The 25128-nt window shown below is 72.8% G+C and carries 20 protein-coding genes, 1 tRNA gene and 2 pseudogenes; 11 read left to right on the top strand and 12 right to left on the bottom strand.

Features of this window, described 5'->3' with window-relative positions:
- Nucleotides 1-44: 44 nt before the first annotated feature.
- Nucleotides 45-1907 carry a phospholipase C gene (locus K7472_RS22800; RefSeq protein WP_222980384.1) on the top strand — a complete coding sequence of 621 codons (1863 nt, stop codon included), beginning with the start codon at nt 45-47 and terminating at the stop codon, nt 1905-1907.
- A 111-nt stretch (nt 1908-2018) separates the two neighbouring features.
- On the opposite strand, the gene K7472_RS22795 is transcribed toward K7472_RS22800, so the two are convergent.
- On the bottom strand, nt 2019-2705 hold the full coding sequence (locus K7472_RS22795) for a DedA family protein (RefSeq protein ID WP_308014037.1): 687 nt from the start codon (nt 2703-2705) through the stop codon (nt 2019-2021).
- The gene (locus tag K7472_RS22790) at nt 2702-3478 is read right to left on the bottom strand and encodes an MBL fold metallo-hydrolase (protein ID WP_222980383.1); all 777 of its coding nucleotides are present in this window, start codon (nt 3476-3478) and stop codon (nt 2702-2704) included. Before K7472_RS22790 ends, K7472_RS22795 begins: the two co-directional genes overlap by 4 nt.
- A 207-nt stretch (nt 3479-3685) precedes the next feature.
- On the opposite strand from K7472_RS22790, the gene K7472_RS22785 reads away from it, so the two are divergent.
- Nucleotides 3686-6022: a phage holin family protein gene (locus K7472_RS22785; RefSeq protein ID WP_222980382.1), complete on the top strand. Its 2337-nt coding sequence runs from the start codon at nt 3686-3688 to the stop codon at nt 6020-6022.
- Between the two features lie 126 nt (nt 6023-6148).
- Nucleotides 6149-7543, top strand: a complete 1395-nt coding sequence (locus K7472_RS22780; protein ID WP_222980381.1) for an amino acid permease — start codon at nt 6149-6151, stop codon at nt 7541-7543.
- Nucleotides 7544-7586: 43 nt separating this feature from the next.
- Here K7472_RS22780 and K7472_RS22775 read toward each other — a convergent pair whose 3' ends face one another.
- On the bottom strand, nt 7587-8399 hold the full coding sequence (locus tag K7472_RS22775; RefSeq protein WP_222980380.1) for a methyltransferase domain-containing protein: 813 nt from the start codon (nt 8397-8399) through the stop codon (nt 7587-7589).
- Between the two features lie 156 nt (nt 8400-8555).
- Entirely contained in the window at nt 8556-9401 is an 846-nt protein-coding gene (locus tag K7472_RS22770) for a hypothetical protein (protein ID WP_222980379.1), read from the bottom strand.
- A gap of 315 nt (nt 9402-9716) precedes the next feature.
- Between K7472_RS22770 and K7472_RS22765 the strand changes: the two genes are divergently transcribed.
- Nucleotides 9717-10160, top strand: coding sequence for a hypothetical protein (locus K7472_RS22765; protein WP_222980378.1), 444 nt, complete (start codon nt 9717-9719; stop codon nt 10158-10160).
- Nucleotides 10161-10341: 181 nt separating this feature from the next.
- Here the strand turns inward: K7472_RS22765 and K7472_RS22760 are convergent.
- The 3 genes and pseudogenes from K7472_RS22760 to K7472_RS22750 form a co-directional block, all read right to left on the bottom strand.
- Nucleotides 10342-11175 (bottom strand): annotated as a pseudogene (locus K7472_RS22760) (aldo/keto reductase).
- 95 nt (nt 11176-11270) lie between these two features.
- The gene (locus tag K7472_RS22755; RefSeq protein WP_222980377.1) at nt 11271-13094 is read right to left on the bottom strand and encodes an AMP-dependent synthetase/ligase; all 1824 of its coding nucleotides are present in this window, start codon (nt 13092-13094) and stop codon (nt 11271-11273) included.
- A gap of 453 nt (nt 13095-13547) precedes the next feature.
- A complete protein-coding gene (locus tag K7472_RS22750; protein ID WP_222980376.1) occupies nt 13548-15074 on the bottom strand; it encodes an MFS transporter in 1527 nt (508 codons plus the stop codon).
- 118 nt (nt 15075-15192) lie between these two features.
- Here K7472_RS22750 and K7472_RS22745 point away from each other — a divergent pair, with 118 nt between their 5' ends.
- Nucleotides 15193-16164, top strand: coding sequence for an Lrp/AsnC family transcriptional regulator (locus tag K7472_RS22745; protein ID WP_222980375.1), 972 nt, complete (start codon nt 15193-15195; stop codon nt 16162-16164).
- Nucleotides 16165-16215: 51 nt separating this feature from the next.
- On the opposite strand, the gene K7472_RS22740 is transcribed toward K7472_RS22745, so the two are convergent.
- A complete protein-coding gene (locus tag K7472_RS22740; protein WP_222980374.1) occupies nt 16216-17100 on the bottom strand; it encodes a LysR substrate-binding domain-containing protein in 885 nt (294 codons plus the stop codon).
- A 140-nt stretch (nt 17101-17240) separates the two neighbouring features.
- On the opposite strand from K7472_RS22740, the gene K7472_RS22735 reads away from it, so the two are divergent.
- Nucleotides 17241-18305 (top strand): bile acid:sodium symporter family protein, encoded by a 1065-nt coding sequence (locus K7472_RS22735; protein WP_222980373.1) that lies wholly within the window; start codon nt 17241-17243, stop codon nt 18303-18305.
- A gap of 10 nt (nt 18306-18315) precedes the next feature.
- Complete coding sequence (gene tatA / locus K7472_RS22730; protein ID WP_222980372.1) at nt 18316-18549, top strand: Sec-independent protein translocase subunit TatA; 234 nt, start codon at nt 18316-18318, stop codon at nt 18547-18549.
- A gap of 35 nt (nt 18550-18584) precedes the next feature.
- Here the strand turns inward: tatA and fdhD are convergent, their stop codons facing one another.
- Together fdhD and K7472_RS22720 are read right to left on the bottom strand one after the other, a co-directional pair.
- Nucleotides 18585-19424 carry a formate dehydrogenase accessory sulfurtransferase FdhD gene (gene fdhD, locus K7472_RS22725; protein ID WP_222980371.1) on the bottom strand — a complete coding sequence of 280 codons (840 nt, stop codon included), beginning with the start codon at nt 19422-19424 and terminating at the stop codon, nt 18585-18587.
- Between the two features lie 218 nt (nt 19425-19642).
- Complete coding sequence (locus K7472_RS22720; protein ID WP_222980414.1) at nt 19643-20974, bottom strand: DUF2254 domain-containing protein; 1332 nt, start codon at nt 20972-20974, stop codon at nt 19643-19645.
- A gap of 126 nt (nt 20975-21100) precedes the next feature.
- On the opposite strand from K7472_RS22720, the gene K7472_RS22715 reads away from it, so the two are divergent.
- A tRNA-Leu gene (locus tag K7472_RS22715) sits at nt 21101-21185 on the top strand.
- Between the two features lie 57 nt (nt 21186-21242).
- Here the strand turns inward: K7472_RS22715 and K7472_RS22710 are convergent.
- The gene (locus tag K7472_RS22710) at nt 21243-21725 is read right to left on the bottom strand and encodes a hypothetical protein (protein ID WP_222980370.1); all 483 of its coding nucleotides are present in this window, start codon (nt 21723-21725) and stop codon (nt 21243-21245) included.
- Nucleotides 21726-21860: 135 nt separating this feature from the next.
- On the opposite strand from K7472_RS22710, the gene K7472_RS22705 reads away from it, so the two are divergent.
- Nucleotides 21861-22931 carry a protein kinase family protein gene (locus tag K7472_RS22705; RefSeq protein ID WP_308014036.1) on the top strand — a complete coding sequence of 357 codons (1071 nt, stop codon included), beginning with the start codon at nt 21861-21863 and terminating at the stop codon, nt 22929-22931.
- A gap of 23 nt (nt 22932-22954) precedes the next feature.
- Here K7472_RS22705 and K7472_RS22700 read toward each other — a convergent pair whose 3' ends face one another.
- Nucleotides 22955-23812, bottom strand: coding sequence for a LysR family transcriptional regulator (locus K7472_RS22700; protein WP_222980368.1), 858 nt, complete (start codon nt 23810-23812; stop codon nt 22955-22957).
- 70 nt (nt 23813-23882) lie between these two features.
- Between K7472_RS22700 and K7472_RS22695 the strand changes: the two genes are divergently transcribed.
- Complete coding sequence (locus K7472_RS22695; protein WP_222980367.1) at nt 23883-24200, top strand: hypothetical protein; 318 nt, start codon at nt 23883-23885, stop codon at nt 24198-24200.
- A gap of 101 nt (nt 24201-24301) precedes the next feature.
- Nucleotides 24302-25097: pseudogene (locus K7472_RS22690) on the top strand (SDR family NAD(P)-dependent oxidoreductase).
- Nucleotides 25098-25128 lie beyond the last annotated feature (31 nt).

The raw sequence follows: 25128 nt of genomic DNA, 5'->3' as shown, positions 1-25128 counted from the left end.
ACCGCTCGAAACGCGGCAACACCGCAGCATACGGAGGACTAGGCATGGTCGGCAGAGGCAAGGCACCGGGCGCCACGCGCCGTTGGGCAACGGTGGTCGCGGCCGCCGCGCTCGCGGTGGCGGGCGGCGGCGCCACCGCGGTGGCGGCTCCCGCGCACCATCACCCGGGGCACGGCGGATCCACCGCCACCCCGATCAAGCACCTGGTGGTGATCTACGACGAGAACGTCTCGTTCGACCACTACTTCGCCACGTACCCGCAGGCCGCGAACACCGACGGTACGAAGTTCACCGCCGCGGCGCACACCCCGAAGGCGAACAACCTGCTCAACGCCGGGCTGCTGAAGACCAACCCGAACGAGTACGCCCCGCAGCGGCTGAGCCCCTCGCAGGCCCTGACCTGCGACCAGAACCACTCGTACGGCCCCGAGCAGTACGCGTACGACGGCGGCAAGGCCGACCAGTTCGTGCAGAACACCGAGACCAGCAAGTGCTCGGGCAACCTGTACGGCGAGCCGGGCCTGTCGACGGACTACTACGACGGCAACACGGTCACCGCGCTGTGGAACTACGCGCAGCACTACTCGCTGGGCGACAACTTCTTCGGGTCGGCGTACGGCCCGTCCACCCCGGGCGCGCTGGAGCTGGCCTCCGGCCAGACGCACGGCGTCATCTCCACCGACCCGACGTCGAGCACCACGCACCCGAAGCAGACCAAGACCCCGGACTCGTACACGGTGGCCTCGCCGAACGCCAAGGGCGTCGGCACCGTCATCAACGACCCGGACCCCGCCTACGACGACTGCTCGGACACCGACCACACGGCGAAGAACGCCCTGGGCGAGATGACCGGCAAGAACATCGGCGACCTGCTGAACGCCAAGGGCGTCAGCTGGGGCTGGTTCCAGGGCGGCTTCCGGCCGAGCACCGCGTGGGACGGCAAGCAGGGCGACTACGCCAAGTGCGCGGGCACCACGCACGCCAACGTCGGCGGTGACGCCTCCGAGGACTACAGCCCGCACCACGACCCGTTCCAGTACTACGCCTCCACCTCCAACCCGCACCACCTCGCGCCCAAGTCCGTGAACGAGATCGGGCACGCGGGCCGCGCCAACCACAACTACGACCTGACCGACTTCGACGCGGTCGTGAAGGCCGGCAAGCTGCCCGCGGTCAGCTTCCTGAAGGCGGGCGAGTACCAGGACGGTCACGCGGGCTACTCCGACCCGACCGACGAGCAGCACTTCCTGGTCAAGGAGATCAACGAGCTGCAGAAGTCCCGCCAGTGGCAGGACACCGCCGTCGTCGTCGCCTACGACGACTCCGACGGCTGGTACGACCACGTCTACGCCGCGCCGAAGAACGGCTCGAAGGACAGCACGGTCGGCTCCAACGGCAAGGCCACCGACAGCCCGGCCTGCCAGTCCGGCCCGAAGGCCGTCGGTGGCTACCAGGACCGCTGCGGCCCCGGCCCGCGCCTGCCGCTGCTGGTGATCTCGCCCTACAGCAGGGTCAACTCCATCGACCACGCGCAGACCGAGCAGGCCTCGATCACCAAGTTCATCGAGGACAACTGGAGCACCGGCCGCATCGGCGACGCCTCCTTCGACCAGCGCGCGGGCTCGCTGTCGGGCATGTTCGACTTCCGCCGCCCCAACGACCGGCAGGTGCTGCTGAACTCCGACGGCTCGGTCGCCTCGGTCAAGCCGATCCACCCGGTCGCCGACCCGGACGCCGGTGACCGCACGACCGGCAACCCGGTCAGCACCGACGACCTGTCGACCCAGGCGCTCGCCGACACCGGATCCTCCTTCCCGACGCTGCCGATCGGCATCGGGGCGGCCGTGGTCGTCGCCCTCGGCGCGGGCGTCGCGATCACCATGCGGGTACGCAAGGGCGTGAACTGACGCAGCGTCACGCCGGAGGGACGGCCGGGGTTGGCGGCGGCGGGACGGCCGGTGTCGACGGCGGCGGCTGAACTCCTGACGTAGCGTCAACTCGCTTGGGGCGCACGGCACTCACCCGGTGCCGTGCGCCCCTTCGTCTTCCCGGTGTGGCGCCGCGCGGCGGGCCCGGCCGCGTATCAGGCGCCACGCGTACGGGGCCACGCTGATCAGCAGCGTCAGGCCGACCGCCAGCGCCACGCCCTCCCACGGCCGGGCGAAGAGCGAACCGCCCAGTATCCCGATCGCCTGGTACGCGACGGCCCACGCCACCACCGCCGCCACGTCACCACGCACGAACGACCGCAGCGGCACCCGCGCCAGCAGGCAGGCGACCATCACCGGTATCCGGCCAGCCGGGACCAGCCGGGACAGCACCAGGACCACGGTGCCGTGCTGTTCCAGCCTGCGCCGCGCCGTCTCCAGGTGGTCCGGGTCGGCCCGTTGCCGCAGCCGCTCCAGCCCCCGCGACCCGCCCGCGGAACGGGCGCCGCGCTGTCCGAGCCAGTACAGCGCGACGTCGCCCACGAACGCCGCGAGGGCGGCCGTCAGGAAGACGAACAACAAGGCCAACGGGTCGGTGCCGTGCGTCGTCTGCTGGAACGCGACCACCGCCGCGCCGCTGACCAGCGCGCCGGTCGGCACCACGGGCACCAGCGAACCGAGCGCCACCAGCAGGAACAGCGACGGATACCCGATCGCCCGTCCCGTGGAGGCGGCCGGCGCCCCGGCGGTCACCGCCTGCGCGAGCCACCCGGTCACCGCTTCGCCTCCCACTGGACGCTCTCGCCGTGCGCCGGGGTGCGCACCGTGACACCGGGCGCCTCACGGGCGGCGAGCCGGGCGAACTCCGTGCCGGGGGAGTGGAATTCGTGCGGGCGCACCGCGTCGAGACCGATCGGCCAGTACGTGCCGTAGTGCACCGGCACCGCGAGGCTCGGCGCCAGCCCGGCCAGCGCCCGGGCGGCCCGGCCCGGGTCGAGGTGGCCGTGGCCGAGGAACGGCCCCCAGCCGCCGACCGGCAGCAACGCGACGTCGCACCGTCCGACCTGCTCGGCCATGCCCGCGAACAGCCCGGTGTCACCGGCGAAGTAGGTGACCGCCTCACCGTGCACCACGTAGCCCAGCGCGGGCACCGTGTGCGAACCGAACGGGAGCCGCCGACCGTCGTGCGCGGCCTCGACCGCGCGGACGCGCAACGCCCCGGCGTGGACTTCGTCGCCCGGCCCGACCTCGACCACGTCCAGTTCCCGCAGTCCCCGCAGTCCGCGCAGCTTCGGCACCGCGGCGAGGGCGCCGCGCGGGACGACGACGAGGGTGCCCGGCGCGAGCCGGGCCAGCGAGGGCAGGTGCAGATGATCGGCGTGCAGATGGGAGACGACCACCACGTCGGCCAGGGTCGCGGAGGCGGGCGGCAGGGCACCGCGCCGCCTGCGCAGGTGTGCCAGGCGCGAGGCGAAGAGCGGGTCGGTCAGCACCCGCGTCCCGGAATCGCTCAGGGTGGCGCTGGCATGTCCCCACCACGTGATCTCCATGCGTGTCCGCTCCACCGGGTCGACGAAGGTCCGGGCCGCCCGCCCCACGCCCTGGCGACCGCGCGACGCCGACCCATGGCCCGAGGGTAGGCGCTGCGGGTGCGGAGGAGGCGAGCGGGCCGCGGAAGCTTTGCCCTGTGGATAACTCCGGCCCCCCGTCGCTCCTGTGACAGTCTGAGGGGGAGCGATCGCGGGAGGTGAGCGGCGATGGATGACGGACGGACCGGGCGGGCCGGGCGGCCGGTGTGGTGGAGACGGGCGTGGTACCGGGCCGGGGCGGCGGCGCCGTCGTTCACCTGGCGCGGCGTGGCCCGCGCGCTGCTGCGGGTGCTCGCGGTGTGGGCGGTGGGCAGCGCGACCCTGGCCGTCCTCGCCGGACTGCTGCCCGACCTGACCTTGGAGTCCCCGCGCGGCGGCAGCCCGACCGACATCGTGCTCGCCGCCACCGCGGGCGCGGGCACCTTCGGCCTGCTCAACGCCCTGGTCTGGCCGCTGTTGGTGCGCGCCCTGCTGCTGGTGCCCGCCTACGTCCTGGGCCTGTCGACCTTCATGCTCAACGGCCTGTTGTTCCTGATCGCGCTCAGCGTCGTGCCGTACGGCGACACCGCCGCGTCCACCCCGGAGACCGCCGTCGTCGTGGCCGCCGTGATGTCGGCGACCTCGTCCGCCGCCAGCACCTGGCTCGCGGTGCGGGACGACGACGCCCACCGCAGACGCCTGGCCCGGCTCGCCGGACGCCGCCGCGCCGACCGCGCGCACACCACGACCACGCCCGGCACGGTGATCATCCAGCTCGACGGCGTCGGCCACGACGTGCTGCGCGACGCGATGCGCGTGCGCCAGGGCGGGAGCCGGGGCAACGCGCTCAAGCCGCCGCTGATGGAGACGCTGACCCGCTGGACGGCCACGACGCACACGCTGACGCCCTGGCACACCGACTGGAGCAGTCAGACCGGCGCCAGCCAACTGGGCATCCTGCACGGCAGCAACGAGGACGTGCCCGCGTTCCGCTGGTACGAGAAGGAGACCGGGCAGGTCATGGTCTGCAACCGGCCTTCGTCCGCCGCCGAGTTGCAGCGCCGTGCCGTCCACCGCACCGGCGGCCCGGGCCTGCTCGCCGTCGACGCGGCCAGCCGGGGCAACCTGTTCACCGGCGGCGCGGACCAGTTGGCGCTGGTGCTGTCGGTGGCCGTCCGCCGCGATCGCGGGCACCGCAGCAGATCCGGGTACTTCGCCTACTTCTCCGACCCGGCGCACGCCGCGCGCACCGCGATCTCCTTCGCCGCCGAGGTCGCCCGCGAGATCGGGCAGTCGCTGCGAGCGCGGATACGCGAACGGCGGTCCCCGGTCGGCCGGGGCGGGCTCTACCCGGTGCTGCGGGCGTTCGCCACCGTGGTCGAGCGGGACGTCGTGGTGGCCGCCGTCATCGGCGACATCCTCGCCGGCCGCCGCACGGTCTACGCCGACCTGGTCGCCTACGACGAGGTGGCCCACCACTCGGGGCCGCGCGAGCGGGACACCGACCAGGTGCTGCGGCGGCTGGACCGGACGATCGGCCTGATCGCCGGGACCGCGCGGTACGCGCCGCGCCCCTACCGGTTCGTGCTGCTGTCCGACCACGGCCAGAGCCCGGGCACGCCGTTCGCCGCCGCGTACGGGATCTCGCTGCGCGACCTGGTGCGCTCCGGGTGCCGACTGCCCGGCGGCGGGCGGGTGCGGGGCGCGGCGGAGGAGGAGCGCGAGTCGAGCACCGCCGCGCGTGCCGCCCTGCGCCGCCCCGAACGCGGGGAATCGCGCGGGACCGGAGGTGGGGAGATACGTGGCCACGGAGGCGGGGAGTCGCGCCGACCCGGGCGCGACGGGGAGGTGGGCGGGCGCGAGGAGGAGGCGGGTCGGCGCGACGGGGAGGCCGGGCGTCGGGAGCACCGGGTTCGTGGGCGGGACGCCGGGCCGGTGGTGCTGGGCTCCGGCAACCTGGGCCTGATCTCCTTCCCCGAGGCTCCCGGCCGGCTCACCCGGCAGCAGATCGACCGCCTGCACCCCGGGCTGCTGCGGAGGCTGGCCGACCACCCCGGTATCGGCTTCGTCCTGGTCCGGGACGCCCGGTGCGGACCGGTCGTGCTGGGGGCGGACGGCGCCGAACACGAACTGGCCACCGGGCGGATCACCGGGGCCGACCCGCTGGCGCCGTTCGGGGAGGGCGCGGCGCGGGCCGTGCTGCGCACCGACGGCTTCCCGCACGCCGCCGACATCATGGTCAACTCCGCGTACGACCCGCGCACCGGTGAGGTGCACGCGTTCGAGGAGCAGGTGGGGTCGCACGGCGGGCTGGGCGGGGAGCAGTCCCGGCCGTTCCTGCTGTACCCGCGCGAGCTGTCCGCGCCGCCGTCGCCGCTGGTCGGCGCCGAGTCGGTGCACGCCGTGCTGCGGGACTGGATCGCCCTGGAGGACCTGCGGTCCGACGCCGCGCCGACCGCAGCTTTTCCCGGTCAGCGGGACGCGTACGGCATAAAAGGCGGTGATTTGGTGCAAGGTGACGCCTGAGGGGAGCATGGGGGCCTCCCCATCCGGAGGATGATCCTCCTTTTCGCCCCGCCGGGCCGTGCCCACCCTTGCGCGGACACCGGTGGCAACGGCGTGCCCGGGGAGGAGAGGAAGGCGCACCACCCCATGCACGACACCGCCACCGAGGCCCCGGCTCCCACCGCCCCGGCGCAGGCTCCCGCCGCCGCGGGGCACGCCGCACACGGCGGCGGCGCGGGTCATTCGCGGCGCTTCGGGCTGCCCACCGCGACCGCGCTGGTCATGGGCAACATCATCGGCGGCGGCATCTTCCTGCTGCCCGCGTCGGTGGCGCCGTACGGCACGGTGAGCCTGCTGGCGTTCGTGGTGCTGACCGTCGGCGCGATCGCGCTGGCGCTGGTCTTCGGGCGGCTCGCGCGACGGCACCCGCGCACCGGTGGCCCGTACGTCTACGCGCGCGAGGCGTTCGGGGACTTCGCGGGATTCCTGTCGGCGTGGTCGTACTGGGTGATGACCTGGGTCAGCAACGCGGCGCTCGCGGTCGGCGCGGTCGGCTACGTGGACGTGGTGGTCCCCGGTCACTTCTCGACGCCCGAGCGGCTGGCCGTGGCGCTGGCCTCGCTGTGGCTGCCCGCGCTGGCCAACCTCGCCGGGACCCGCTGGGTGGGCGCGGTGCAGATCGTCTCGACCGTGCTGAAGTTCCTGCCGCTGCTGTTCGTCGCGGTGGCCGGGCTGTTCTTCTTCGACCCGCGCGACCTCGGGCCGTTCCACCCCGGCGGCGGGAGCTGGGTCGGCGGGCTGTCGGCGTCGGCGGCGCTGCTGCTCTACTCCTACGTGGGCGTGGAGTCCGCCGCGATGAGCGCGGAGGAGGTGCGCGATCCGGAGCGCAACGTCGGCCGGGCCAGCGTGCTGGGCACCATCGGCGCGGCCTTCGTCTACCTGCTGGGCACCGTCGCCGTCTTCGGCACCGTGCCGCACGCGGCTCTGGTGAAGTCGGGGGCGCCGTTCTCCGACGCGGTGGACACCATGTTCGGCGGTCACTGGGGCGGCACCCTCATCGCCGCCGCCGCGGTCGTCTCCATCCTCGGCGCGCTCAACGGCTGGACCCTGATGAGCGCGCAGGCCCCCTACGCCGCCGCGCGCGACGGGCTGTTCCCTGCGGTCTTCGCCCGCAAGGCGCGCGGGGTGCCGACGTTCGGCGTGCTGGCCGGGGTGGTCCTCGCCTCGCTGCTGACGGTCGTCAACTACGCTTGCGGTTCCTCCGCGGTCTTCAACACGCTCGTGCTGATCACCACGTTCTCCGCCACCGTGCCCTACCTGCTGGCGGCGGCAGCGCAGGTGTACTGGCTGCTGTCCGGCGAACGCGACCGGGTGCGGCCGGGCGCCCTCGCCCGCGATCTGGTGCTCGCGCTGGGCGCGTTCGCCTTCTCGGTGTGGCTGGTCGCGGGTGCCGGGTACGCGGCCGTCTACCAGGGTGTCCTGTTCCTCTTCGTGGGCGTCCTGGTCTACGCCTGGCTCGCGGCCCGGCGCACGCGGGCGTGACGACGCCGGGCCGGCCCCGGTCCGCCCGGGGCCGGCCCGCCGCTCACGCCACGCAGACGATCTCGCCGTGCAGCAGCGAGAACCAGCCGTCGGGCGAGGCGGCCCAACTGCGCCAGCCGTCCGACAGGCGCCGCAGGTCGTCCGCGGTGGCGTAGCCGTCGCGCACCGCCTGCTCGGCCATCGCGGACTTCACGACCCGGTCCGCCCACATGCCGCCCCAGTACGCCCGTTCCGCGTCGTCCGCGTGACACCACGTGGTGGACGTCGCCGTGACGTCCGTGAAGCCCGCCTGCCTCGCCCACGACAACAGCCGCCGCCCCGCGTCCGGTTCGCCGCCGTTGGCGCGGGCGCACCGCTGGTACAGCGCCATCCACTCGTCCAGCTCCGGCAGCCGCGGGTACCAGACGAAGCCGTGGTAGTCCCCGTCCCGCGCCGCGACGATCCCGCCCGGCCTGCACACCCGCCGCATCTCGCGCAGCGCCAGCACCGGATCGGCCACGTGCTGGAGCACCTGGTGGGCGTGGACGACGTCGAAGCTGTCGTCCGGGTGGTCCAGCGCGTGGACGTCGGCGGTCGCGAACTCCACGTTGTCCAGCCCGCGTTCGGCCGCGAGGCGGGCCGCGGCCCGCAGCACGTCGTCCGCCGCGTCCGCCGCGGTGACCCGCCCGCCGGGGGAGACCAGTTCCGCCAGGTCCGCGGTGATGGTCCCCGGCCCGCAGCCGACGTCCAGCACCCGCAGGCCCGGCCGCAGGCGCGGGATCAGGTACGCGGCGGAGTTCTCCGCGGTGCGCCAGCGGTGCGAGCGGAGCACCGACTCGTGGTGCCCGTAGGTGTACGTGCCGTGGTGGTCGCTCATGGGACCCGCCCCTTCGCCGAGGTGACGTCTGACGTACGTCACCCTAGGACGAGGTCTCACTATCCAGGAACGGCGTTTCACATCATGGACGCGACGGCCCGCTGGAGCAGATCCCGTGAGCGATGACCGGTCCCGCGTGCGAGCGGGGCGCTGCGGTCAGCCGGTGGTGGGACGGTAGGAGTAGACGGTCGTCGCGACCTCGCAGACGCTCGGCGGGACGATCTCCACGCGCAGCACGCGGGCGTTCGGGTCGTAGTCGATGCCCTCGGCCTCGAAAGTGCCCGAGCAGATGCTCTGATGCGGCACCTGGAAGAGCGTGGTGACGTGACCGGTCACCGCCGAGCCGTCCAGCGCGTGCGGCAGGTCGACCTGGATGACGTCCTTCGCCGCGTCGTCGGAGCTGCACACCAGCCGGGTGCCGGAGACGAAGTCGCAGCCCTGGATGTCGCTGACCGTGCGGTCCAGCGAGATCTGTCCGGCCTGCGCGAGGGTGCCGCCGGTGCGCGGCGTCGAGGGGTTGAGCAGCGGGGCGGGGAAGACCTCCAGGCGGTTCATGTCGCCCCACTCGCCGGAGACCATCCACTGCCCGTCGGGCGAGACGGTGTCGAAGGAGTTGTTCAGCTCCTCGCCCGCGTCCAGCGGATGTGTGTACTCGTAGCGCTGACCGCCCGGCGTGGTGACCGCGTACATCTTGGAGGTCGCCGAGTCGCCGCCCTGGTACGCGTCGAAGACGTAGCCGTCGGCGATGTCGGGGTCGCCGACGTGGTTCCAGCCCGCGATGCGCAGCGACAGCGGGATCGAGCCCAGGCCCCTGGTCAGCAGCGATCCGTCCGCCTGGGTGGCGATGCCCTCACCGCCGGTGAGCGAGTTGACGGTCGAGGTGCCGGTCTCCACCCAGCCGCCGGGGGAGTCGGCGTGCGCCGTCGCGGTACCGGCGGCGGTCAGGGCCGCGGTGGCGAGCAGGAGGGCGGCGGCACGGGCGCGCAGGGTGGACGAGGTCACGGTTCCCCCAGGGATTCGGGTGACGGTCGGGTCACGAGCGGCACGAAGCGTAGACCGCGCCCGAACCGCGCGACTACGCCCCGGTAACCAACTCGGCCTGAATTCACCGTGATCCGCACGGGACGGCGGGGTGCGGCCGCGGGAAGCCGCACGGGAACGCAGCGGTGCCGCCGGGGGAATCCACACGGGACGGCAGCGGTGCCGCCGGGGGAATCCACACGGGACGGCAGCGGTGCCGCCGGAGGAATTCACACGGCATCACACTGCCGCCACCAGGGAACGGAACCGGATCGGCACCTCGTCCGTCACAACCACATGAACGGACGACTTCTCTCCCTGGGCGCGGCGGCCCTCGTCGCCGGCGCCGTCCTGACCGGCTGCGGCACCAAGACCGTCTCCACCGGCACCGGCTCCGCGCCGATGAGCCCCGGCCCGTCCCATAGTGCGAGCTCCGCTCCCTCCGGGGGCACCGGCAAGACCGTCAAGCAGGCCATCGCCGCGCCGGTCGCCGTCTCGGGGCAGGACCGCAAGCTGACCGTCACGACCTCCGTGGGCGGCTGCAAGCACGCGCAACTGCTGTCCCAGGAGACCGCCGGCAAGGTCACCCTCACGCTCGAAGTGGTCAACACCCAGAAGCCGGGCCAGATGTGCCCCGACTTCGTCAAGGACGCCCCCGTCAGCACCACGCTGAAGGCCCCGCTCGACCACCGCCAGGTGGTGGACGCCACGACCGGCAAGACGGTCACCACCCACGGCTGACGCCCGCCCCATCAGCCGGAGGGTGTTCCGTCATCGTCGCCCATGGGCTCGTCGGGCTCATTGTGGCGACGGCGGCCTCGGGCGCCTCCCCATTTTCACGGGAGCGCCCGGGGCCGCCGTTCGCGCGACGGGCTCCGGGCCACGTCGAAGGCGGGCTGAAGCCGCGTCGGAGGCGACAGGCTCAGGCCATGTCGAAGGTGGCCGGGTCCGGGCCCAGCCGCTCGCCCCGGTCCAGGCCCGCGAAGGCCGCCAGGTCGTCGGTGTCCAGCTCGAAGCCGAACACGTCGATGTTCTCCGCGATGCGCGAAGGCGTCACCGACTTGGGGATGACCACGTTGCCGGTCTGAAGGTGCCAGCGCAGCACCGCCTGGGCCGGGGTGACACCGTGCTTGGCCGCGACGGACTCGATCACCGGGTCGGTCAGCAGGTCCTTGCCCTGGCCGAGCGGGGACCACGCCTCGGTGGCGATGCCGTGCTCGGCGTGGAAGGCGCGGGCCTCGGCCTGCTGGAAGTACGGGTGCAGCTCGATCTGGTTGACCGCCGGGACGACGGTGGCCTCGTCCAGCAGCCGCCGCAGGTGCGGGATCTGGAAGTTGGACACGCCGATCGCGCGGGCCCGGCCGTCCGCGTAGACCTTCTCCTACGCACGCCAGGTGTCCAGGTACAGGTCACGCGAGGGCAGCGGCCAGTGGATCAGGAACAGGTCCACCCGTTCCACGCCGAGCCGCTTCAGCGAGTCGTCGAACGCGCGCAGCGTCGAGTCGTGGCCGTGCTCGGCGTTCCACAGTTTCGTCGTGACGAACAGGTCCTCGCGGGGGATGCCGGAGGACGTCAGGGCCTTTCCGGTGCCTTCCTCGTTCTGGTACGCGGCGGCGGTGTCGATGCTGCGGTAGCCCGCCTCCAGCGCGGTGGTGACCGCGCGGGTCGCCTCGTCGTCCGGCACCTGCCAGACGCCGAGACCGAGCTGCGGCATCTTCACGCCGTTGTTCAGGGTGATGAAGGGGACCTTGCTCACGAGCAGTGGCTTCCTTGTCTCGTCTCGTCATCGTGACTGCTTTCCGCAGCTCACAACACTTCTCGACCCCACTCGCATTCCCGCGCCCGGCCGTCTCACGCGTGGTAAAGCGCCTCGATCTCCGCCTCGTACGCCTTCTCGATCGCCTTGCGCTTCAGCTTCAGCGACGGCGTGAGCAGGCCCTTCTCCTCGCTGAACCGCGCCGCCAGGATGCGGAACGTGCGGATGGACTCGGCCTTGGACACCAGCGTGTTGGCGGCCACCACGGCACGCCGTACCTCGGTCTCCACGTCCGGGTCGCGCACCAGCTGCTCGGGCGGCATCGACGGCTTGCCGCGCATCGACAGCCAGTGCTCCACCGCCTCCGGGTCCAGCGTGACCAGGGCCGCCACGAACGGCCGGTCGTTGCCGACCACCACGCACTGCGCGACCAGCGGATGGGCGCGCACCCGGTCCTCCAGCGGCACCGGCGAGACGCTCTTGCCGCCGCTGGTCACCAGGATCTCCTTCTTGCGCCCGGTGATGGTCAGGTAGCCCTCGTCGTCCAGCGCGCCCAGGTCCCCGGTGGCCAGCCAGCCGTCGTGCAGCACCTCGTCGGTGGCCTTGGGGTTGTTCAGGTATCCGGCGAAGACCTGGCCGCCGCGCAGCCACACCTCGCCGTCATCCGCGATGTGCACCGTGGTCCCCGGAACGGGCTGACCGACGGTGCCGTAGCGGGTGCGTTCCGGAGGGTTGGCGGTCGCGGCGGCCGTGGTCTCGGTCAGCCCGTAGCCCTCGTAGACCGTCACCCCGGCACCGGCGAAGAACAGCCCGAGGTCGCGTTCCATCGCCGAGCCGCCGGACATCGCGTGCCGCAGGCGTCCGCCCAGCGCGTCGCGCATCTTCGCGTAGACCAGCTTGTCGTAGAGCTGGTGCTGCACGCGCAACGAGGCGCCGGGTCCCGGGCCCGTGCCGAAGGCCTTCGCCTCCAGCGCCTCGGCGTAGCGCACCGCGACCTCGACCGCCTTGTCGAACGGGCCCAGTTTGCCGCCGAGTTCGGCCTTGCGGCGGGCGGCGCCGAAGACCTTCTCGAAGACGTACGGCACCGCCAGCATGAACGTCGGCCGGAACGCGGCCAGGTCGGGCATCAGGTCGTCCGCGGCCAGGCTCGGCTGGTGGCCCAGCCGGACCCGGGCCCGGATCGCGGCGACCTCCACCATGCGGCCGAAGACGTGCGCCAACGGCAGGAACAGCAGCGTGGAGGCCTCGTCGCCCGCCTTGGAGTGGAAGACCGGCTCCCAGCGCCCGACGACGTTGTCGGCCTCGGCCATGAAGTTGGCGTGGGTGAGCACGCACCCCTTGGGGCGGCCGGTGGTGCCGGAGGTGTAGATGACGGTGGCGGTCGCGTCGGGGGTGACGGCGAGCCGATGGCGGGCCACCACCTCGTCGTCGATGTCCTCCCCGGCCGCCATCAGGTCCGGCACCGCGCCCGCGTCCAGTTGCCACAGGCGCTCCAGCTGCGGCAGCTGGTCGACGACGGCGCCGATCGTCATCGCTTGGTCCTCGTGCTCGACCACGCAGGCCACCGCACCGGAGTCGTGCAGCATCCAGCGCACCTGGTCGGAGGAGGACGTCGGGTAAACCGGCACCGGCTGCGCGCCGATCGCCCACAGCGCGTAGTCGAACAACGTCCACTCGTAGCGCGTACGGGACATGATGCCCACCCGGTCACCGAACCGTACGCCGTCGGCCAGCAGGCCCTTGGCCAGCGCCAGCACCTCGTCGCGGAACCGCGCCGCCGACACGTCCCGCCACTCGCCGTCCACCTTGCGCCCGAGCACGACCGCGTCCGGCGCCTCGTCGGCGTGCGTGAACACGGAATCCGCCAGCCCTCCGGCCTGGGGCGCCGTCTCCCACGGCGGCACGGTGAACTCGCGCACTGAACGCTCCTCGGCGGCGCTCCGCACGGCGCCTCGATGGTGGTGCTGTGCCGACGCGGATCCGTGACCGGCTGGTCGAGGGCCGGAACTGGCGGGTGCGCCGGGCGGGGCCCGTAAGCTACCTGATCCCGCGCGCGCGGGGGAGGGGCCCGCCGCATCCCGAGACGTCCGGATTCTCCCGTCGGCTTACGCCCGTTGTGCGGTGATCGCGACGCAATCGCGTGAACTGCCGTGCGGCTACGCAGTTGTCACGCACCGTGGATCTGCACCGAATCTGCTCCACGCGCTCACCCCCGCATTACAGCGGGCGACCCGGACGACAGCGGGGCGAAAGGGACCACCGCCTGTCGTCCGGGCCGAATGGGGCGCATCGCACCACGCGTGCGCCCGTACCGCGCTCCGTCACACTCTCGATTCCGTCGCACCCTGGGCTTCGTCACGCCCTCGGCTGCCTCACACCCCGCTGGGCGCCGCCTGCCGTTCGGCCGGAGCGGGGGCGGCCGGGTGCCGCTGCGGCGCGTTGCGCACCATCAGCAGGACCAGCACGCCCGCCACGACGCCCACCGCGCCCGCGGTCAGCGCCGCCGCGTCCAGCCCGGAGGCGAAGGCCGCGTGCACCGCGTGCGTGGCCGCCGGGCGGGCGGCCGGCGGGGTGTGCGCCAGCAACTCCGGCGCCGCGCCACCGGCCAGCGCGCTCGCGGCGCCGTGCGGGTCGGCGACGTGCCCGGTGAGCGAGTGCGTCATGCGGGAGGCGGCCAGCGTGCCGAACAGCGCCACGCCGAGCGCGTAGCCGAGCTGCCGGAAGGTGTTGACCGCGCCGCCCGCCATGCCCGCCCGGTGCGGCGGCACCGAGGCCAGTGCGGCCTGCGACATCGCCGGGGTGGCGAGCCCGACGCCGAAGCCCGCGATCGCCAGCCCCGGGGTGAGCGCGGCCCAGCCCGAGCCCGCGCCCAGGACCGCCTGCGCCATCGAGCCCGCGCCGATCAGCAGCAGGCCGACGCCGACCGTGTACCGGGCGGGCACGCCGTGCAGCAGTCGCCCGCCGACCAGCGCCACCACGAACGCGCAGGTCGCCAGCGGCACGATGACCAGACCACCCTTGAGCGGACTGAAACCGAGCACCGTCTGCAGCCATATCGAGGTGTACGGCAGCACACCGAAGGCCGCCGCGTTCAGCGCGAACGCCGCTGCCATCACCGCCACGAAGGACCCGCTGCGAAACAGCCGGGGGTCCAGCATCGGGTGCGCCGCGTTCCGCTCGGCCAGCAGGAACGCCAGCAGCGCCACGGCCGCCACCGCAAGGGTGCCCAGGGTGCGCGCCGACAGCCAGCCCACCGAGTCCGCCCTGATCACCGCGTACGTCGCGGCGCCCGCGAAGGCGGTCCAGGTCAGGGTGCCGCCGATGTCGAGGCGCTGCCCGGCGTGGCCGCGCGACTCCTTGACCACGCGCAGCGTGAGCGCCACCGCCAGCACGGACACCGGCAGGTTGACGAAGAAGATCCAGCGCCAGTCCAGGCTCTGGGTGAGCAGGCCGCCCAGCACCGGCCCGAGCGCCGCCGCGGCGCCGGAGACCGCGCCCCACACGCCGAACGCCAGGCCCCGGTCGCGGCCGGAGTAGTTGGCGCCCAGCAGGGACAGCGTGGTGGCGAACATCGCGGCGCCGCCGATCCCCTGCACGCACCGCATCGCCACCAGCATCGTGGCCCCGGAGCTGAGCCCGCAGGCCAGCGAGGCGCCCGCGAACAGCACGGTGCCGATCACGTAGACCCTGCGGCGCCCCCAGGCGTCCGCCGCCGAGCCCGCGCCCAGCAGCAGCGCGGCCAGCGCCAGCGCGTAGATGTCGATGACCCACTGGAGGTCGGACAGCGAGGCGTGCAGCGCCTTCGCCATGTCGGGCAGCGCCACGGTCACGATCGTGACGTCCAGCAGCAGCATGAAGGTGCCAAGACAGACCGCGGTCAGCGGTCCCCACTTGCGCATGGGATGTTCCTCGTTCCCCTTGGTTCGTCGTACGTCGATACGATGACCTCAAGGCATGGAAAGCTGACAATCAGCGCCGAGTATGCGGCGGAAACCGACACCCTGAGGACCGGTGCGCATGAAATCCCACGCGCTCGACACACTGGACCTCCAGCTGCTCCAGGCCCTCCAGATCGACGGGCGGGCGCCGTTCAGCAGGTTCGCCGCGGTCCTCGGTGTCTCCGACCAGACCGTCGCCCGCCGCTACCGCAGGCTGTGCGAGGCGGGCCTGCGGGTGATCGGCGTCGGCGACGAGGAACGCCTCGGGCAGACCCGCTGGTACGCGCGGCTGCGCTGCACCCCCGACGCGGCCGAACCGCTCGCCGACGCGCTGGCCCGCCGCCCCGACACCTCCTGGATCGGCCTGACCTCCGGCGGCACCGAGGTGATGTGCACCATGCGCGCCCGCGACCGGGGCGAACGCGACGAGCTGCTGTTCGGCAAGCTCCAGCGCACCCCCAGGATCGTGTCGCTCAGCGCGCACAGCCTGCTGCACACTTTCTACGGCGGCCCGCTCGGCTGGTTCAGCAAGTCCGACGCCCTCGAACCCGCCCAGGCGAAGGCGCTCGCCCCGCCCCCGGTCGAACCGGCGTCCGGCACCATCACCCTCGACCTGGTCGACGAGTCGCTGCTGGAGGCGCTCGGCCGGGACGGGCGGGCCACCCTCGCCGAACTCCAGGCGGCCACCCATCAGTCGGAGTCCGCGGTCAAGCGCAGGCTGGAGCACCTGCGCCGGATCGGGGCGCTCTACGTCGACGTGCAGTTCGACTCGGCGCTGTACGGCTACGAGGTGCGCGCGGTGCTGTGGCTGACGGTGGCGCCCTCCGCGCTGGCGTCGGTCGGCGAGGCGCTGGCCGGGCACCGCGAGGTCGCGTTCGCCTCGGCGGTCACCGGGCAGGCCAACGTGGTCGCGGTCGCCCTCTTCCGCGACAACGGCGAGCTGTACCGGTATCTCAGCGAGAAGATCGGCGTCCTGTCCGGTGTCCAGCAGGTCGAGACGGCGCCGATCCTGCGGCAGGTCAAGCAGCTGACGTACGAGGGCCGCCGCTGAGGGCTGCCCTGGGCCTCCGGAGCCCGTGCCCTGGGCGCCGCCGCCGTCCCGTCACAGCGCGCGGTGCAGCCGGTCGCCCGCCGCCAGGATCGCGCGGGCCAGCGCGTCCGCCGGCTCGTGGCCGCCGCGCCGCCGGTCGTCGCGCGGCCCGCGCAGCAGCACGAAGTCGACGTCGCCCAGCTCCGGCAGGCCGTACGCGTGCGGCGGCAGGCGGCGCAGCCCCGGCGGGACGAGGCCCTGCGCGTGCGGCACCACGCCGAGCCCGGCCAGCGCGGCGGCCCGCACGCCGCTCAGGCTGCCGCTGGTGCAGGTGATGTGCCAGCCGCGCCCGGCCCGTTCCAGGACGTCCAGCGCCCGGGCCCGGGTGATGCTGGGCGGCGGGTAGACGATCAACGGCACCGTCTCGCGCGGGTCCTCCGTCAGCCGCAGTCCTGGTCCCGCGATCCACACCAGCCGGTCGCGCCACACCAGCCGTCCGTGCGTCTCCCCGGCGCCGCGCTTGCCCAGCACCAGATCGAGCCGCCCGTCGGCCAGTTGCTCGTGCAGCGTGCCGGACAGCTCCACGGTCAGCTCCAGGTCGACCTCCGGGTGGTCGCTGCGGAAGCGCTCCAGGATCTCCGGCAGCCGGGTGAGCACGAAGTCCTCCGACGCCCCGAACCGCAGCCTGCCGCGCAGCCGCGTACCGGTGAAGAACGCCGCAGCGCGCTCGTTGGCGTCCAGGATCGTGCGCGCGAACCCGAGCATCGCCTCGCCGTCCTCCGTCAGCTCGACCCCGTGGGTGTCGCGCAGGAACAGCTGCCGCCCGGCCGCCTCCTCCAGCTTCCGCACGTGCTGGCTCACCGTGGACTGCCGCAGGTCCAGGCGCTGCCCGGCCCGCGTGAAGCTCAGCGACTGGGCGACCGCGAGGAACGTGCGCAACTGCGCGGGATCGAACATTCCCCCAAGCTATCGCGCTCCGTGATGACAGTCAGCGCGGCGAACGTACTTCACAATGATCGCGGCAGGCCGCAGGCTGGACCACGAGCCCGTCGGCTCCCCTGTCGTCCGCGCCACCGCCGCCCCTCCCGAGAGAAGCCATGCGCCGCCTGACCAAGCCGTCCTGGTTGCCCGTCGATCCGTACATCGCGCTGCTGGTCGCGACGGTGGGCCTGGCCGCGCTGCTGCCCGCCAGGGGCGGCGCGGCGACCGGCGTGGGCTGGGCCTCGTCCGTCGCCATCGGGCTGCTGTTCTTCCTCTACGGCACCCGGCTGTCGACCCGCGAGGCGACGCAGGGGCTCAGCCACTGGCGGCTCCACCTCACCGTCGTGCTCAGCACCTTCGCGGTCTTCCCCCTGCTGGGGCTCGCCGCCCGGGGGCTGGTGCCGTACGTGCTGACCCCGCAGCTGTACACCGGGCTGCTCTACCTGTGCGTCCTGCCGTCCACCATCCAGTCCTCCATCGCCTTCACCTCCATCGCCCGCGGCAACGTCCCGGCGGCGATCTGCGCGGGCACCTACTCCAGCCTGCTGGGCATGGTCGGCACCCCGGCGCTGGCCGCGCTGCTGATGCACTCCAGCGGCGCCGGGTTCTCCGCGCACGGGCTGCTGGACATCGGCGCGCAGCTGCTGGCGCCGTTCCTCGCCGGACAACTGCTGCGGCGGTGGATCGGCGGCTTCGTGGCCCGGCACAAGAAGGTCCTCGGCCTGGTGGACCGCGGCTCGATCCTGCTGGTCGTCTACACCGCGTTCAGCGAGGGCATGGTCCGCGGCATCTGGCACCAGGTGACCGCGGTGCGGCTGCTGGCCCTGCTCGGCGTCGAGGCGGTGCTGCTCGCCGTCGTGCTGAGCCTGACCGCGTTCACCTCCCGGCGGCTCGGCTTCGGGCGCGGCGACCGGATCGCGATCGTCTTCTGCGGCTCCAAGAAGAGCCTGGCCAACGGGCTGCCGATGGCCAGTGTGCTGTTCGGCGGGCAAGCCGGGCTGATGATCCTGCCGCTCATGTTGTTCCACCAGATGCAACTCATGGTTTGCGCGGTGATCGCAAAGCGGTGGTCAAATGACGGCCACGCCGACGGGGAAGGTAGCCTGCCTGAAGGGCCGTCGTCGGCCGACACCGGGTCCGCCCCCGGTGGCGCCGCCCCGGCCCGTCCTGTCCCAGCCTGAGGAGCCCCGCGTGATCCGCGACCTGTTCACCCCGACCCACCTGCTGATCGTCGCCCTCGTCGCGATCGTCCTCTTCGGTGCCAAGCGCCTGCCCGACACCGCCCGTTCGCTGGGCAAGTCGCTGCGGATCCTGAAGGCGGAGACCAAGGCGCTGCGGGACGAGACCCCGGCGGGCGAGCAGCGCACCGTCGCCGGCCAGGTCGTCGACGGCACTCCGGCCCAGGAAGCCCGCGCCGCCCGCTGACCCGGGCGGGGCCTCACGGCAGAGGGCCGCGTCCTCTACGCCTCGACTTCCACCGGCACCCGGTGCTCGCCCGCGTAGACGTTCATCGACGGCCCGCGCAGGAAGCCCACCAGCGTCAGACCGGTCTCCGCCGCCAGGTCCACCGCCAGCGAGGACGGCGCGGAGACCGCCGCCAGCACCGGGATCCCGGCCATCACGGCCTTCTGCGCCAGCTCGAACGAGGCGCGCCCCGACACCAGCAGCACGGCCCGCGACAGCGGCAGCAGCCCCTGCTGGTACGCCCGGCCGATCAGCTTGTCCACGGCGTTGTGCCGTCCCACGTCCTCCCGCACGTCCAGCAGTTCCCCCTCAGGGGTGAACAGCGCCGCGGCGTGCAGCCCACCGGTGCGTTCGAACACCTGCTGGGCGGCGCGCAACCGGTCCGGCAGGGCGGCCAGCGTCTCCGGCGTGATCCGCACCTCGGGATCGTCCGCGACCGGCCACCGCGCGGTGGTGCGCACCGCGTCCAGACTCGCCTTGCCGCACAGCCCGCACGAGGACGTCGTGTAGACGTTGCGCTCCAGCGTGATGTCGGGCAGCGGCACGCCGGGCGCGAGCGTCACGTCCACCACGTTGTAGGTGTTGCCCCCGTCGGACGTCGCCCCGGCGCAGTAGACGACGTTCGCCAGGTCGCCCGCGTCGCCGAGCACGCCCTCGCTGACCAGGAATCCGGCGGCCAGCGCGAAGTCGTCGCCGGGGGTGCGCATGGTGATGGCCAGGGGCTTGCCGCCGAGCCGGATCTCCAGCGGTTCCTCGGCGACCAGCGTGTCGGCCCGGTGACCGACGGAACCGTCCCGGATGCGCAGTACGCGGCGGCGCTCGGTGACCCGTCCCATGGTGATCAGTCCCGCTTCCCGGCAGTGTGGACGACGTGCGCCCGTTCGGCGCACAGCCCGATCATGACACCCTTCGGGCGCGGCGGATCCGGGCGGGCGGAGTGGGGCGACCGGTCCCGGGACGGGCGGCCCTAGCGGCGGGCGGCTCTCGCGGCGGGTGGTGGCTCCCGTGGTGGGCGGCCCCCGTGGTGGTGGCTCTCCTGGTGGGCGACGGCCGCTCAGCCGATGCCCTGCCGGTCGGGCCGCAGCGCGAAGTCGCGTTCCGCGGGCTCCGGCACCGCGCGTTCCACCGCCCGGGCCAGCAGCGCGCGGTGCCGCTCCAGCGGTGTTTTGCGCCCGGCCGGCGCCAGCCGCGTCAGGTCGTCCAGCGCCGCGACCAGCCGCCGGGTCACCTGGGGGTTGCCCACGGCCGCGATCCGCACCTCCGCGAGCCCGAGGTCGACCAGGTCCGGCCAGTCCGGCACGTTGCGCACCAGCCGCACGACGCCGGTGCGGTCCCGGTGGTGCACCGCGCCGAGCGGCCGCTCCGCGAGCGTGGCCAGGACGTGCGTGATGCGGTCGACGGCCTGCACGGCGGTCGTCGGGTCCTGGATCGCGGGGGAGGAGGCCCGCAGCGCGATGTCGGCGAGCTGGCGCAGGCCGAAGCCGAGGTCCTCGCGGTAGGTCCGCTCGACGCCCACGAAGACGGCGCGGCGCAGCGACCGCGCGGGCGGGACCGTGCCGCCGTGCGCCGTGAGCAGCGGTGTGCCCGGCACCACGAAGTCCCCGGCGCGCGGCTCGAGGCGCAGGACGGTGCCGTACCGCCGGGCGACGCGGACCAGGCGAGCGGCGTTGACGTCCCGCACGACACCGGCGCGGCCCCGGTACGCGATCACCCCGACCGCCTCCGGGAGCGGCGCGTCGCCGGGACGCCCGAAGGCGTGTGCGCGGGCGGCCCGGAAGGACTCGCGGGCGATGCGGTCGATGATGTGGCTGACGCGGGTCAGGCGCAGCGTGGAATTCACGTAGGCGACGAACAGCACGAGGCTCACCATGACCAGCAGCACCGCGCACAGGCTGGACAGGAACGGCACCGTGCCGACCGTCGCCGGGTCGGTGTCGCTGTCGTACGAGCTCTGCACCAGCAGGCAGAACAGGAACGTCGCCAGGAACACCGAGAAGGTGCACTTGGTGATCCGGCTGCGCACGTACAGCCGCACGACCCGGGGTGAGAACTGCTGCCCGGCCATCTGGAGGGCGACGAGGCTGATGGAGAAGACGACGCCGATGAAGGTCAGCATCGCCGCGCCGACGGTGGTCACGATCGATCGTGAGTCGTCGGCGACGGAGATCAGCCGCTTGACGGCGTCCAGGTCGCCTTCGTGCCGCAGCGCCGAGACCAGCCAGGCGTCGGCGGCTGTCGACAGCCACGCCAGCAGCGCGGCCCCGACGAGCCCGGCGGCGGGCGCGAACCAGAAGGTGTCCCGCAGGTACTCCCGCACGGGCGCGGGCGCCCGCCGCCTCGTCGCACCGGAGGGACGGATACGGGATGAACCAGGCGCACCACCCATAACACCCATGCGCGAAGCTTAGGCCGCCACCCCCGCCCCACCCCGGCGGAAGCGCAGGTGAAACGCACTCCGAATCCTTGGTATCGTTGACCCAGTCGCCGCGGCCACGCCGCGCGACGACACCTGGTCCGGGTGGCGGAATGGCAGACGCGCTAGCTTGAGGTGCTAGTGCCCTTTATCGGGCGTGGGGGTTCAAGTCCCCCCTCGGACACTGTGCGAGAGCGCCTGGTCGGTATACCGACCAGGCGCTTTCTGTGTCCGGCCGTGGTCAGAACGGGAAGCAGTTGCCGCCTCCGGTCGCGGTGACCGTCTGCACCGGGCCTGTGCCGACCCGGTACTGGACGGCGGTCGCGTACGAGACGCTGGTGATCTTGTAGCTGCACTGCTCGTCCGCGGCCGCTGTGGTGGCCGTCAGCTGGGTGCCGGAGGTGACCGCCTGCGTAGTGCTTGCCACGACCGTGCTGGAACTGCCCCCCGCGCCACTCATGTTCTTCGTCAGGGTCACCTGGACGATGGTGACCCCGTTCCCGGTGTCCGCCGTGCCCTGACCGCGGATCTGCGGCGCGGTGGTGGAGTCGCCCGGCTGCTCCTGGACGTGCGCGCACACGTTCACCGCGCCCGGCGCGCACACGACGGCGAGGTCCTCGTACCCTCCCGTGCCCGTCGCCGCGACGGCGTTGCTCGCGCCCGTGCCGAGTGCCAGTGCGGCCATCGCCACCGCGCCCGCCAGTGCCGGCCATCGACTCGTCATGGTTCCTCCTCGTGGTCGTCGAGGCCGCGACCCTGCCCCGGGTCCCTTGAGGGCGACTCGACGCCATGAGGCCGCACCGTTCACGTACAGTGCCGTGGGGCTTTCTCCTGGAACGGGGTGGGGACGCGGATGCCGGTGACGCCCGATAGCGCCGGGCCCCCGCCCGGTGAGCGCCTGACCGCTTACGGGGACGTCGCCACGGCCCTGGCCCTGCGCAGCGACCGGGCGCTGCGCGAACTCGTGGAGAACGCCACACCACTCGGCTCCGGCATCGGTGGCAGGTCGGCGCTTCTGGAGGTCGCGGGGACGCCGGTCTTCGTCAAGCGGGTTCCGCTCACCGAGGTGGAACTCCGCCCGGAACACGTCCGGTCCACGGCCAACGTGTTCGGCCTGCCCGTCTTCTGCCACTACAACATCGGCGGGCCGGGCGGCGGGGCGTGGCGGGAGGCCGCCGTCCACACGATGACCACCAACTGGGTGCTCTCCGGGCAACATCAGGGATTCCCGTTGATGTACCACTGGCGCGTCCTGCCGGACACACCAGCGCCCCTCGCGGAGGAACTCGCCGACGTGGAACGGGCCGTCGCCTACTGGGGCGGCGGGGCGGAAGTGCGCCGCCGCATCGAGGCGCTCGCGCAGGCCCCGGCGAGCCTCGTGCTGTTCCTGGAGTACATCCCGCGGACGCTGCACGACTGGCTCACCGAACAGGTGCACCTCGGCGACGAGGCCGTCGACCGGGCCTGCGTCCTGGTCGAGAGGGAACTCGAAGCCGGTACCTCCTTCATGAACGACCGCGGCCTGCTGCACCTCGACGCCCACTTCGAGAACATCCTGACGGACGGCCGCCGCCTCTACTTCGCCGACTACGGCCTGTCCCTGTCCTCCCGGTTCGACCTGAGCCCGGCCGAGACCGACTTCCTGGCGAGGCACCGGACCTACGATCGCGCCTACGCACTCAGCTACCTGGTCAACTGGCTGATCAAGGGCTTGCATGGCCACGAGCGGGCGGAACGCGAGGCGTTGATCCGCGAATGTGTCGCCGGCGCGCCCCTTCCCGCCGGGCCGCCGGAGGTCCAGGCGGTGCTCGCCCGCCACGCGCCGCTCGCGGCAGTCGTGACGGACTTCATCGGAAGGCTGGAGCGCGAGAGCCGGGAGACCGCGTACCCATTGGCGGCGATCCGTGAGGCTCTTCCTCAACTGCCTTGATTCGACGATGAATTGACAGCTCGTCAATCATGCGGTGCCTCATCCCGACCCAGTGCCGCCGTCACGAACGACGCAACCAGCGGCCGCCGTTCGTGTTCGGGCCAGGCCAGTACGAGGCGGCTGGGCGGGGTGTCGGTCACCGGGACGCCGCGCAGGCCGGGCGGTAGAGGCTCCACCAGGGAGCGGGGGAGTACGCCGATCATCCGGCCCACCGTGATCATCTGGAGCAGCTGCACCACGTCGGCGACCTCGGGTCCGTCGCCGTCGCCTCCGCCGCCGGGGATCCCCTTCCAGCGGGGCAGCGTCTCGCCCTCCAGGTCGGACATGAGCACGGACGCGCGCCCGGCCAGCCGGTGTCCGGACGGGAGGATCGCCACGCGGTCCTCGGTGTGCAGGGTCTCGTGGGCCAGGCCGCCCAGGTCGTCGAAGGGCGCGTAGAGCAGGCCGACGTCGGCTCGTCCGTCGCGCAGGAAGTCGGCGCGGTCGGCGGGGCCGCTGAAGAGGATGTCCACCTGCCGGGCGTCGGGCTGCTGGGCGTACCGTGCCAGGATTCCGGACAGCAGCCCCGCGTCGCCACCGGGCTTGAGGACGAGCCGCAGGCGGGACCGGGCGTCCCCCGCGCGTTGCGCGTGCCGTACGGCGGCGCCGACCGCGTTGAGCGCGTGCCTGCCGTGCTCCCGCAACGCCTCCCCGGCGGGGGTGAGTTCGACGTGCCGGCTGGAGCGGACGAACAGCGGCACGCCGAGCCGCGTCTCGACGCGCCGGATGGCCTTCGACAGCGCGGGCTGGGCGATCGAGAGCCGGGCCGCGGCCCGGCCGAAGTGCAGCTCGTCGGCGAGCGTGATGAAGTACTCCAGCTCGCGCGTCTCCAGATCAGTCATGCCTCCAGGTTATCGCCACCTGCCGAACAGGTCTTGGACACCGGCGGCGTCGTCGGTCGAGAATCGACACATGATCCACCACACGATGATCGTCTCCTTCGATCAGCCCCTGCCTTCTACCGCGCTCGATCAATACCTCGCGGATATCGAACGCGTCATGCTCGACAGCGGCTTCGTCCAGTCCGTGGCGACCCGGCGCCACCTCCCCGTCCCCGGCGAGGAGGCCATCCCGGCGCTGATCGCCACCGCGATCGTGCGGGTGGCCGTGGCCGACACCGAGGCACTGGCGAAGGCGTTCACCGCCCCCGGCATGCACGAGGTCATCGACCGCTGGCAGGCGCGGCACCCGTACAAGGTCGGCTGGGCGAACCACGAGCCGCTGGCATGAACGACGGACCTCGCAACGCGAGCGAAAAATCCCAGGACATGGGTGACGACTCCCAGGACATGAGCGACGACTCCCAGGACATGAGCGACGACTCCCGGGACATGAGCGACGAGCCCCAGGACACGGGTGACGACTCCCAGGACATACGCGCCGCCTTCCCGAAGGCCGGGCTCGTCACCGGCGCCGGTAGCGGGATCGGCCGGGCGGCGGCCCTGGAGTTCGCCCGGGGCGGCGCCGCCGTGGCCGTCCTCGACATCGACGCGGACTCGGCGGCCGAGACCGCCGAGACGATCAGGAAGGACGGCGGCCAGGCGCTGGCCGTCACCGTCGACATCGCCGACGAGGACTCCGTCCGGGCGGCCGTCGAGCGCGTCGTCGCGACGTACGGCGGTCTCGACTTCGCCGTGAACAACGCCGGGATGGCCTCGCACCACCGCAGGCTCGACCTGATGACCTCCGACGAGTTCGAACGCGTGGTGCGCGTCAACCTCACCGGCACCTTCCTGTGCATGAAGTACGAACTGCCCGCGCTGCGGCTGCGCGGCGGCGGCGCGATCGTCAAACGTGGCCTCCAACGGCGGCCTGTACGCGATCCCGACCGCCCCCGCCTACGTGGCCGCCAAGCACGGCGTCGTCGGCCTCACCAAGGTCGCCGCGGTCGACTACGCACCGCACGACATCAGGGTCAACGCCGTCTGCCCGGGCCCGACCCTCACCCCCGGATTCGAGGAGGTGGCGGCAGGCACCGACATGGTCGCGCGGCAGTCGGCGGTCACCCCGCTCGGACGACTCGCCACGCCGGAGGAGGCCGCCGCCGCGGCGGTCTGGCTCTGCTCGGACGCCGCGTCCTACGTCACCGGGATCGCGATGTCCGTCGACGGCGGGAGGCGCGCGTGAGGATCGTCGCCGTCGAGGAGCACATCGCCAC

Origin of the sequence: Streptantibioticus parmotrematis (genome assembly GCF_019890615.1) — a bacterium.
Lineage (GTDB): Bacteria > Actinomycetota > Actinomycetes > Streptomycetales > Streptomycetaceae > Streptantibioticus_D > Streptantibioticus_D parmotrematis.
Note: the sequence above shows the minus strand (reverse complement) of the source record. Positions and strands in the feature narration are given on the sequence as shown.